Raw genomic sequence first — 9,541 nt, 5'->3', positions numbered from 1 at the left:
AAAAAAGAACCTGTGCTCAAACACCGGCACCTTGGCATGTGTTTGTGTCAGCGAAATGACACCCGTCCCGTCTGGACCCGAGGGCGGAAAAGCCTTACCTGTCCCTGTCAAGGAGACAGACGCATGACCAAGCCCCCCCTGACCCTGTATCTGGCCGCCCCGCGCGGGTTCTGCGCTGGTGTGGACCGCGCGATCAAGATCGTGGAAATGGCCCTGCAGAAATGGGGCGCCCCGGTCTATGTCCGGCACGAGATCGTGCACAACAAGTTCGTCGTGGACGGCTTGCGCGCCAAGGGTGCCGTCTTTGTCGAAGAGCTGGACGAATGCCCGGATGACCGGCCGGTGATCTTTTCCGCCCATGGCGTGCCCAAGTCGGTGCCCGCCGCCGCAGCCGCGCGCGAGATGCTCTATGTCGACGCCACCTGCCCGCTGGTATCCAAGGTCCATATCGAGGCCCAGCGCCACGCCGAGGCCGGGTTGCAGATGATCATGATCGGGCACAAGGGCCACCCCGAAACCGTCGGCACCATGGGCCAGCTGCCCGAGGGCGAGGTTCTGCTGGTGGAAACGGTTGACGATGTGGCCAAGGTGCAGGTCCGCGACCCCGAAAAACTGGCCTTTGTCACCCAGACTACCCTCTCGGTGGACGACACGCGCGACATCGTGGCCGCGCTGCAGGACCGCTTCCCGGCCATCGTCGGCCCGCACAAGGAAGACATCTGCTATGCCACCACCAACCGTCAGGAGGCGGTGAAGACCGTCGCACCCAAGTCGGATGCGCTGCTGGTGGTGGGTGCGCCCAACTCCTCAAACTCGCGCCGTCTGGTTGAAGTGGCGTCCAAAGCGGGCTGCACCTATGCCCAGCTGGTGCAGCGGGCCACCGACATCGACTGGCGCGCGCTCGAAGGGATTTCCAGCATCGCCATCACCGCCGGCGCCTCGGCGCCCGAAGTCCTTGTGAACGAGGTGATCGACGCCTTCCGCGACCGCTATGACGTGACCGTCGAAACCGTCGAAACCGACACCGAGAATGTCGAGTTCAAGGTGCCCCGCATTCTGCGCGTGCCCGCATGAGCGGCATCCCCCGCGCACCGTTAGTTCTGGGCCTGGCCGGTCTGATCCCCTTTGTCTGGGGCGCGCTGACCTACCTGAGCGGAGACCTGAATGATTGGGGCAGCCGCGCGCTGGGCCCCCGGTTCGTGGGGCCCTATGTGCAGCTGTTCTATGGCGCTGTGATCCTCAGCTTCATGTCCGGCGTTCTGTGGGGTTTTGCCACCAAGACCTCGGGCAACCGGGCGGCGCTGTGTTATGGGCTGTCGGTCCTGCCGGCGCTGTGGGCGTTTTTCACCACCGGCGGCGGGCCGGTCGACGCGGGCACCAACCTGATGATCGGCTTTGCCGGTCTGCTGGTGCTGGACGCGCTGTTCTGGTCGTGGGGCCTGACCCCGCGCTGGTGGATGAAACTGCGGCTACTGCTGAGCGCCGCCGTTCTGGCCTGCCTGGCCGTTGGAGTATTCCTGTGAGCGACAAACGAACCATCGACGCCTACACAACCCGTGTGGACGACTATCTGAAAGTGCCGCTGCCGCCCGAACAGATCGAATCGCGCGCAGCATTCGCGCAGGCGGTCGGCGACGGGCTGGTGCTGGATCTGGGGTCGGGTCCGGGTTTGGACAGCGGATTCTTTCTGTGCCAGGGGCTTCGGGTTCGGGCGCTGGACGCCACACCTGCCTTTGTCGAACACGCCCGCGCAAATGGCGTGGAGGCGTATCTGGGCACGTTCGACGACGTGACCGAAACAGCCGAATACGATGGGGTCTATGCCAGCTTTTCCCTGCTGCACGCCCCGCGCGCCGATTTCCCGCGACACCTCACCGCCATCCACCAGGCCCTGAAGCCGGGCGGTGTGTTCTTTCTGGGCCTGAAACTGGGCACCGGAGAGCATCGCGACGAACTTGACCGCTACTACACCTATTTCACGCGCCCCGAGATCGAGACCGCGTTGGTCGAGGCCGGGTTCGTCATTGACCGTGTCACCACCGGTATGGGAAAGGGGCTGGCCGGATCGTATGACGGTTTCATTCTGGTGCTGGCCCATGCCTGATCTGTTTGCCTATACCGATGGTGCCTGTTCCGGCAATCCCGGCCCCGGAGGCTGGGGCGTGCTGCTGCGGGCCATGAATGGCGAAACCGTCCTGAAAGAGCGCGAGTTGAGCGGCGGCGAGGCCGAGACGACCAACAACCGGATGGAGCTGCTGGCTGCGATCAGCGCGCTCGAGACATTGGAGCGGCCCTCGAAAATCACCATCGTGACCGACAGCGCCTATGTGAAAAACGGGGTGACGGGCTGGATCCACGGGTGGAAGCGCAACGGCTGGAAGACCGCAAACAAGAAGCCCGTCAAGAACGTGGACCTGTGGCAGCGGCTGGACGAAGCGCAACAGCGCCATGACGTGACCTGGGAATGGGTCAAGGGCCATGCCGGCCACCCCGAAAACGAACGCGCCGACGAACTGGCACGCGCGGGCATGTCCCCGTTCAAGCCGAAAAAGGCCCGCACATGAGTGGTCTGGCCCTGCTGGACTATACCTCGGTTTTGGTCTTTGCGCTGACCGGGGCGCTGGTGGCCAGCCGGGCGCAGCTGGACCTTGTGGGGTTTGCCTTCATCGCCTGTCTGACGGCGGTGGGCGGTGGCACGGTGCGTGATCTGCTGCTGGATCGGCACCCGGTCTTCTGGGTGGGTCAGCCCGACTATATCCTGATCGCGGTGGCGGCGGCGGTGGTCGTGTTCTTCACCGCGCATCTGGTCGAAAGCCGCTACAACTGGCTGGTCTGGCTGGACAGTTTCGCGCTGTCGATCGCCGTGGCCGCGGGAACCGGCGCGGCGCTGGCGCTTGGCCAGTCGGGCGTGATCGTGGTGTTGATGGGTGTGACCACCGGCTGCCTGGGCGGGCTGATGCGCGACGTGGTCTGCAACGAGGTGCCGCTGGTGCTCAAACAGGGCGAACTCTATGTCTCGTGCGCCTTCACGGGGGCGCTGGTGGCGGTGATGGCGACCCGTCTGGGGCTGGAGACGCTGCTGGCGCTGGGCCTTTGCGCGCTGTCCTGCTGGGCGCTGCGGGCCGGATCGCTGCTGTTCGGCTGGCAGTTGCCGGTCTACAAGGCACGCCCGCCGCGGCAATGACCGCCCGCCGGACAAGGGCAAAAGGCGCAATGATCATCCGATGACACGGTTGCTGATCTGCCTGCCCCTGCTGGCTGGATGCGCCGAGGACTACACGCCGCTGAGTTTCGTTGCGCTCGGGGACAAGATCATTGTGACGGGAACGATCGACCACACCTCGCTCAGCGCCTTCGAGGAGGTCATCGCCCATAATCCGGGGTTGCAGGACGCTGGTGTTGCAGAGCATCGAAGGGTCGGTGGATGACGACGCCAACGTGATCTTCGGCCGCGTCGTACGGGCCGAAGGGTTCGATACCGTCGTTCCGTCAAACGGTCTGGTGGCATCGGGCGGAACCGATCTGTTTCTGGCGGGCAATCGACGGACCCTGCAACCGGGCGCCTGTGTCGGGGTCCATAGCTGGGCGGGCGGTGGGTTCATAGCCGCAGAGCTGCCGGAAGATCACCCCGAGCATGACAGGTATCTGGACTATTTCCGCGATATCGACGTGGACGAGGATTTCTACTGGTTCACTCTGGATGCGGCTTCGGCCGAGGACATGCACTGGATGACTGCGGGCGAAGCGAACCGGTTCGACATGACAACCCAGCCCGTTCAGCGCCTTGGATCCGCGGACATCTATGACGCGCGCTAGGGCCTCGGGTCAGCGCCGGAAATAGGTCTTCCAGATCCAGATCAGCAGCAGCGCGCCCAGCACCGCGCCGACGAATCCGGGCATCCAACCCATGACCGTCAGCAAGGCACGCATGATCAGCCCGCCCACCACGGCCCCGGCGATACCGATCAGCAGGGTGGTGGGGATGTCCGCCTCGATCCGCATCAGGCGGGTGGCCAGAAATCCGGCTGCGGCTCCGATGACGATCAGGGCAAGGACGGGCATCTCATTTCCTCCAATGCGTGGGCACGATGATCAAGGCCCCCACCGACGAGATCACCGCATCCAGCCCCGGCGGCCCAAAGCTGATGCCGAACATGATGCGGATAAAGTAGAACAGGAACGCCCCGCCCACGCAGATGATGATGGATTGCAGATAACCGTTGTGGGTAAAGCCCGTCACCTCGGACAGATAGCCGACGATGCCGGCAATCACGACGGTGCCCATCATCACCATGAACATCAGGACGTCTCCGAGCTGAGGCGGGTTCCGGCCGGGATCGACCAGCCCCGCAGGAAGGTTTCCCTATCCTGCGCCGCCCTGCCCGCCCGTTGCAAGCGCAGCAACTCGACCGCGTCGGTGCCGCAGGCCACGCGCAGCTCGTCGTCCAGTACCTCGCCCGGCACGCCCTGCCCGTCCGACAGGCGGGAGGCGAGCAGCTTGACGCGCTCGCCCTCGATCTCGGTCCAGGCGCCGGGAAAGGGCGACAGGCCACGGATCTGGCGATCGACCTCGACAGCGGGGCGCGACCAGTCCACGCGGGCCTCGGACTTGTCGATTTTTGCGGCATAGGTCACGCCGACCTCGGGCTGCGGTTCGGGGGTTAGCTCGGGCAGGCGGTCCAGTGCCTGCACGATCAGATCGGCGCCCATCGCCGACAGGCGGTCATGCAGCTGGGCGGTGGTTTCCTCGGCTCCGATCGGGGTGGCCTGACGCAGCAGAACGGGGCCGGTGTCCAGACCGGCCTCCATCTGCATGATGCAGATGCCGGTCTCGGCATCGCCCGCCATGATCGCCCGGTGGATCGGCGCGGCCCCGCGCCAGCGCGGCAGCAGGCTGGCGTGGATGTTCAGGCAGCCATGCCGGGGCGCGTCCAGAATCGGCTGCGGCAGGATCAGCCCATAGGCCACGACCACCGCCACATCGGCCTTCAGCGTGGCAAAGGCTGCCTGTTCCTCGGGCGATTTCAGCGAGGTGGGATGGCGCACCGGCAGGCCCAGCGCCTCGGCGCGGGCATGCACCGGCGTGGGCCGGTCCTTCTTGCCGCGACCGGCCGGGCGCGGGGGCTGGCAATAGACGGCGGCGATCTCATGCCCGGCCTGCACCAACGCATCCAGCACCGGCACCGAAAACTCGGGCGTTCCCATGAAGATGACGCGCATGCCGCCCTACCCCGCTTTTTTCGCCTTGCGCAGCAGCATGTCGCGTTTGACCTTGCTGAGACGGTCGAAATACATCCGACCGTTCAGATGGTCGATCTGGTGCTGCACGCTGGTGGCTTCGATGCCGACGAAATCGCGCTGGTCGATCTCGCCTTTTTCATTGAGGAATCGGACCGTCACCGCACGCGGACGTTTGATCTTGGCCGACACGCCCGGCAAGTTCGGGCTGGCCTCGTCATGCTCGCGCAGCTCGATCGAGCTGTGCAGAATTTCGGGGTTGGCCAGGCGCACCGCGCGGCCACGCTCGGTCGAGCCATCCACGACCGCCAGCCGCAGCATCACGCCGATCTGGGGCGCCGCCAGGCCGACGCCGGGCATTGCCTCCATCGTGTCGATCATGTCGTCCCAGATGGCGCGGATCTCATCGGTGATCTCGGTTACCGGCTCGGCCTTGGTGCGCAGGCGCTTGTCGGGCCACGGCAGGCAGGGACGGACGGTCATGCGCGGGCCAGCTCACGCTTGAGCTTGACCATCTTGCGCGTGATCATCTGCCGTTTCAGCGGCTTGAGATAGTCGATGAACAGCTTGCCGTTCAGGTGGTCGATCTCGTGCTGCACGCAGGTGGCCCAGAGCCCGTCGAAGGTTTCGCGCTGCGCCTTGCCGTTCTTGTCCATCCAGGCAACCTCGACCTCGGCGGGGCGGGTGACCTCGGCGAACTGATCGGGGATCGACAGGCAGCCTTCCTCGTAGACACTGGTCTCATCCGAGGCCGAGATGATCTCGGGGTTGAACATCACCAGCGGGCGGGGGGTGGCGCCTTCCTCCTTGACGCAATCCAGCACGATCAACCGTTCCAGCACGCCGATCTGGGGCGCGGCCAGCCCAATGCCCGGCGCGTCATACATGGTTTCCAGCATGTCGTCGGCCAGCGCGCGCAGCTCGTCCGACAGGTCGTCCACGGGCGCACAGACCTTTTTCAGGCGGGGATCGGGATGGATCAGGATGTTGCGTTTCATGGGGCTGATTTAGGTCATCGCGGGCGCGGCCGCAACGCCCCCCTTGCACCGGGCGAATTTCCCGATAGCTTTCAAGCCAACAAATGGAGCAGACATGACTTTCAACGACCTGATCGACCGCCGGGGCACCTTCAGCTCGAAATGGGACAAGATGGAGCAGCTGTTCGGCGTCTCGCCCGAGGACGGGCTGGCCATGTGGACCGCCGATTCCGACTATGCCACCGCGCCCTGCGTGATCGAGGCGGTGCGCCGCGCGGCCGATCACGGGGTGTTCGGCTATTCCTGGCAGCACCCGGCCTATTTGCAAGCGGTGCAGTGGTGGATGCAGAACCGCCACGACTGGGCGATCGAGACCGATTGGGTTCTGACAACACAGGGTCTGGGCAACGCCATCGCGCTGAGCCTCGATGTGTGGAGCGAACCGGGGGACGGAGTGGTGATCTTCACGCCGGTCTACCACGAGTTTGCGCACAAGGTGAACAAGACCGGCCGCCGGGTGGTGGAATGCCCGCTGGTGCGGGCCGGCGATACCTATGAGATCGACCTGGACGACGCACAGTCGCGGCTGGACGGGTCCGAACGGATGTTGATCTGGTGTTCGCCGCAGAACCCGTCCGGGCGGGTTTGGACAGTGGAAGAGCTGCGTGCGGTGGCGGCCTTTGCCGAACGCAACGGGCTGATCCTGATCTCGGACGAGATCCATCACGATCTGGTCTATCCGGGCCACAAATTCGTGCCGATGGACGTGGCCGCGCCGGATGCGCGGCCCTGGACGGTGACGCTGACAGCGGCGTCCAAGACCTTCAACATCGCAGGCCAGCGCACCGGCAACATGATCATTCCAGACGACAGGCTGAGGGCGCAGATGCGCCACCGGCTGAACACTTTGGACTATGACCCCAGCGCGCTTGGCGTGGCCATGATCACCGCGGCCTACACGCCGGAAGGCGCCGAGTGGGTGGATGCCCAGATCGACCACCTGAACGGCAACCGTGCGCTGTTCGATGAGACGATTTCCGAGATCCCCGGCCTGTGGTCGATGCCCCTGCAGGCGACCTACTTGGCCTGGGTCGATTTCTCGGGCACCGGAATGGACCATGCCGAATTCGTGCGGCGTCTGCGGCAGGACGCACGGATCGCCACCTCACCCGGGCCAGGTTTTGGCACTGGGGGCGAGACGTTCGAACGCTTCAACCTGGCCACCCAACGCACGCGGGTCGAAGAGGCCTGCACGAGGTTGAAGGCGGCCTTCAGCGATTTGCAGTAGACTTGGCAGGCCTACTCCGCCGGCCCGAGCAGGGCAATCGGGGCGTCGGGGTCACGCGCATAGTCCAGTGGCGCAGTGTCGACATGGGACGTGCTGCGTTTGAACTCATACCGCATTTCCGGGCCTTCGGTATCTGCCGCAATGATCAGGCATTGATACAGATGCCGCGCTCCGTCATAGATGTCGACCAGCCCGCGCAGGCGCGGCGTGGTATCAGATTCGACCGTGAACCCGTCCTTCCACAATCTGAGGACTCTGTAGGTTTTGTCGCCGACTTCCACCCGCAAACGGCTGGCCTTCTTCAGGGCGGCGATTCGGGCGGCGTCCAATTCCGCGCTGATTTCCTTGGAAACATAGGTACTCATGAAAAACTCCCCCGGTTGCCGATTCCATTCTGACCTCATTTTCGTAAAAATCCAGTGAACTCGGTCGCATGAGCGCGGGCGGCGTTGTGCATCCGCGCAGGGACCTTGCGCGCTGAACCTCATAGGAACGAAGGACTATGCATCCTATCATTGTGGCCAGACGCAAAGTGGAGGAGCCGGGATGGGCCTTTTGATCGACGGCGTGTGGCACGACAAATGGTATGACACAAAATCCACCGGTGGGGCCTTCAAACGCTCGGCCGCCCAGTTCCGCAACTGGATCACAGCCGACGGCCGCCCCGGCCCGTCGGGCAAGGGCGGGTTCAAGGCCGAAGCCGACCGGTATCACCTTTATGTCAGTCTGGCCTGCCCCTGGGCGCATCGCACGCTGATCTTTCGTCAGCTCAAGGGGCTGCAGGACCTGATCACAGTATCGGTCGTTCATCCCGACATGCTGGAGCACGGCTGGACCTTCCAGACGGACGACCACGGCGCCACCGGAGACACGCTCTATGGCCTGGACTATGCCTATCAGGTCTATACCCGCGCCGATCCGCAGTATTCGGGCCGGGTGACGGTACCGATCCTTTGGGACAAGGCGCAACAGACCATCGTGTCGAACGAAAGCTCCGAGATCATCCGCATGTTCAATGCGGCCTTCGACGAAATCACCGGCAACACCGACGACTACTGGCCCGCCGAAATGCGCGACGCGATCGAAGAGGTCAACGCGCGGGTCTATTCAAACGTGAACAACGGTGTCTACAAGTCGGGCTTTGCAACCACGCAAGAGGCCTATGACACGGCCGTGCACCCCCTGTTCGACACGCTGGACTGGCTGGAGGACCGGCTGTCCACGAACCGTTATCTGATGGGGGATCGCCTGACCGAGGCCGACTGGCGCCTGTTCACGACCCTGATCCGGTTTGACCCGGTCTATCACCTGCATTTCAAATGCAACCGCAGACGGCTGATCGACTATCCCAACCTGTGGGCCTACACGCGCGAGCTGTATCAGTGGCCGGGGGTGGAAAGCACAGTGAACCTGCATCACATCGTGCGGCACTATCACTACAGCCACGACAGCATCAATCCGCACCGGATCATCCCGATCAACCCGGTTCTGGACTATTGGCAGCCGCACGGACGCGATCAGCGCCCCGCTGCGTAGTGTTCGACCATGGCCGCCAGATCCTCGGGCGGCGTGTTGCTCTGGACATAGGCACAGGCGTTCGAACTGTGCGCAAAGATCGACCCGTCCGAGAAGAAGGTGGTATTGGTGACAAAGATCACCCGCGCGTCCGGCCGGCGATAGTTGGCAAAATCCGCCACGGCCAGCGCGCTGCCGGACTCCAGCACCAAATCCAGAATGATGACTTCGAACGGCGTCGCATACAGCGCCAGGATCGCGGTCTCCTGGCTGTCAACCAGCGTTACCTCGGCACCCTGGCGCTCCAGGTGCCGCTGCCACACCCGACCGAGGTCAGGGTTACTCTCAACAATCAAAACTTTCATTTGCAACAACCTTGGCACTTGATACAGTCCGAAGTGCCATCCCCTACGCCCCTGATCCCGCGATTTCGTTAACAAAGTGTTAACGGTCACTTCCACATTTCCAGAACGGGCGGATTCCCTTGTAAATTCGGCGTGAATCCGCTTGAACCTGGGTAAAT

Annotated in this window: 16 protein-coding genes; 9 read left to right on the top strand and 7 right to left on the bottom strand. The window is 63.7% G+C overall.

What is annotated here, in order from left to right; translation table 11 throughout:
- Window positions 1-123 precede the first annotated feature (123 nt).
- From ispH to AC2FMN_RS13685, 7 genes are read left to right on the top strand one after another with little or no spacing between them, the layout of a single operon-like run.
- Window positions 124-1,074, top strand: a complete 951-nt coding sequence (gene ispH, locus AC2FMN_RS13715) for a 4-hydroxy-3-methylbut-2-enyl diphosphate reductase (RefSeq protein ID WP_496688796.1) — start codon at window positions 124-126, stop codon at window positions 1,072-1,074.
- Window positions 1,071-1,523: a DUF3429 domain-containing protein gene (locus tag AC2FMN_RS13710; RefSeq protein ID WP_496688794.1), complete on the top strand. Its 453-nt coding sequence runs from the start codon at window positions 1,071-1,073 to the stop codon at window positions 1,521-1,523. Before ispH ends, AC2FMN_RS13710 begins: the two co-directional genes overlap by 4 nt.
- Window positions 1,520-2,104 carry a class I SAM-dependent methyltransferase gene (locus AC2FMN_RS13705; protein ID WP_496679298.1) on the top strand — a complete coding sequence of 195 codons (585 nt, stop codon included), beginning with the start codon at window positions 1,520-1,522 and terminating at the stop codon, window positions 2,102-2,104. The genes AC2FMN_RS13710 and AC2FMN_RS13705 overlap by 4 nt, the downstream gene beginning before the upstream one ends.
- Window positions 2,097-2,564 (top strand): ribonuclease HI, encoded by a 468-nt coding sequence (rnhA, locus tag AC2FMN_RS13700; protein WP_496679301.1) that lies wholly within the window; start codon window positions 2,097-2,099, stop codon window positions 2,562-2,564. Before AC2FMN_RS13705 ends, rnhA begins: the two co-directional genes overlap by 8 nt.
- A complete protein-coding gene (locus AC2FMN_RS13695) occupies window positions 2,561-3,184 on the top strand; it encodes a trimeric intracellular cation channel family protein (protein WP_496679303.1) in 624 nt (207 codons plus the stop codon). The genes rnhA and AC2FMN_RS13695 overlap by 4 nt, the downstream gene beginning before the upstream one ends.
- A gap of 40 nt (window positions 3,185-3,224) precedes the next feature.
- Window positions 3,225-3,428 carry a hypothetical protein gene (locus AC2FMN_RS13690; protein ID WP_496688792.1) on the top strand — a complete coding sequence of 68 codons (204 nt, stop codon included), beginning with the start codon at window positions 3,225-3,227 and terminating at the stop codon, window positions 3,426-3,428.
- Window positions 3,400-3,816 carry a hypothetical protein gene (locus tag AC2FMN_RS13685; RefSeq protein WP_496688790.1) on the top strand — a complete coding sequence of 139 codons (417 nt, stop codon included), beginning with the start codon at window positions 3,400-3,402 and terminating at the stop codon, window positions 3,814-3,816. The genes AC2FMN_RS13690 and AC2FMN_RS13685 overlap by 29 nt, the downstream gene beginning before the upstream one ends.
- Window positions 3,817-3,825: 9 nt before the next feature.
- On the opposite strand, the gene AC2FMN_RS13680 is transcribed toward AC2FMN_RS13685, so the two are convergent.
- From AC2FMN_RS13680 to def (AC2FMN_RS13660), 5 genes are read right to left on the bottom strand one after another with little or no spacing between them, the layout of a single operon-like run.
- Window positions 3,826-4,062 carry a GlsB/YeaQ/YmgE family stress response membrane protein gene (locus AC2FMN_RS13680; protein WP_149776373.1) on the bottom strand — a complete coding sequence of 79 codons (237 nt, stop codon included), beginning with the start codon at window positions 4,060-4,062 and terminating at the stop codon, window positions 3,826-3,828.
- Window position 4,063: 1 nt separating this feature from the next.
- Complete coding sequence (locus AC2FMN_RS13675; protein ID WP_005981317.1) at window positions 4,064-4,300, bottom strand: hypothetical protein; 237 nt, start codon at window positions 4,298-4,300, stop codon at window positions 4,064-4,066.
- Entirely contained in the window at window positions 4,300-5,220 is a 921-nt protein-coding gene (gene fmt / locus AC2FMN_RS13670; RefSeq protein WP_496688788.1) for a methionyl-tRNA formyltransferase, read from the bottom strand. Before fmt ends, AC2FMN_RS13675 begins: the two co-directional genes overlap by 1 nt.
- A 6-nt stretch (window positions 5,221-5,226) precedes the next feature.
- Window positions 5,227-5,721 (bottom strand): peptide deformylase, encoded by a 495-nt coding sequence (def, locus tag AC2FMN_RS13665; protein WP_496679312.1) that lies wholly within the window; start codon window positions 5,719-5,721, stop codon window positions 5,227-5,229.
- Complete coding sequence (gene def, locus AC2FMN_RS13660; protein WP_170361514.1) at window positions 5,718-6,236, bottom strand: peptide deformylase; 519 nt, start codon at window positions 6,234-6,236, stop codon at window positions 5,718-5,720. The genes def (AC2FMN_RS13665) and def (AC2FMN_RS13660) overlap by 4 nt, the downstream gene beginning before the upstream one ends.
- A gap of 94 nt (window positions 6,237-6,330) precedes the next feature.
- On the opposite strand from def (AC2FMN_RS13660), the gene AC2FMN_RS13655 reads away from it, so the two are divergent.
- On the top strand, window positions 6,331-7,503 hold the full coding sequence (locus AC2FMN_RS13655) for a MalY/PatB family protein (RefSeq protein WP_496688786.1): 1,173 nt from the start codon (window positions 6,331-6,333) through the stop codon (window positions 7,501-7,503).
- An 11-nt stretch (window positions 7,504-7,514) separates the two neighbouring features.
- On the opposite strand, the gene AC2FMN_RS13650 is transcribed toward AC2FMN_RS13655, so the two are convergent.
- Window positions 7,515-7,868 (bottom strand): hypothetical protein, encoded by a 354-nt coding sequence (locus AC2FMN_RS13650; RefSeq protein WP_496688784.1) that lies wholly within the window; start codon window positions 7,866-7,868, stop codon window positions 7,515-7,517.
- Window positions 7,869-8,049: 181 nt separating this feature from the next.
- Between AC2FMN_RS13650 and AC2FMN_RS13645 the strand changes: the two genes are divergently transcribed.
- On the top strand, window positions 8,050-9,039 hold the full coding sequence (locus AC2FMN_RS13645) for a glutathione S-transferase family protein (RefSeq protein ID WP_496688782.1): 990 nt from the start codon (window positions 8,050-8,052) through the stop codon (window positions 9,037-9,039).
- On the opposite strand, the gene AC2FMN_RS13640 is transcribed toward AC2FMN_RS13645, so the two are convergent.
- The gene (locus AC2FMN_RS13640) at window positions 9,021-9,383 is read right to left on the bottom strand and encodes a response regulator (RefSeq protein ID WP_490359939.1); all 363 of its coding nucleotides are present in this window, start codon (window positions 9,381-9,383) and stop codon (window positions 9,021-9,023) included. The genes AC2FMN_RS13645 and AC2FMN_RS13640 overlap by 19 nt on opposite strands.
- Window positions 9,384-9,541 lie beyond the last annotated feature (158 nt).

The organism is Ruegeria sp. BHSC037 (genome assembly GCF_059613045.1).
This window is presented reverse-complemented; position numbering and strand designations above follow the sequence as displayed.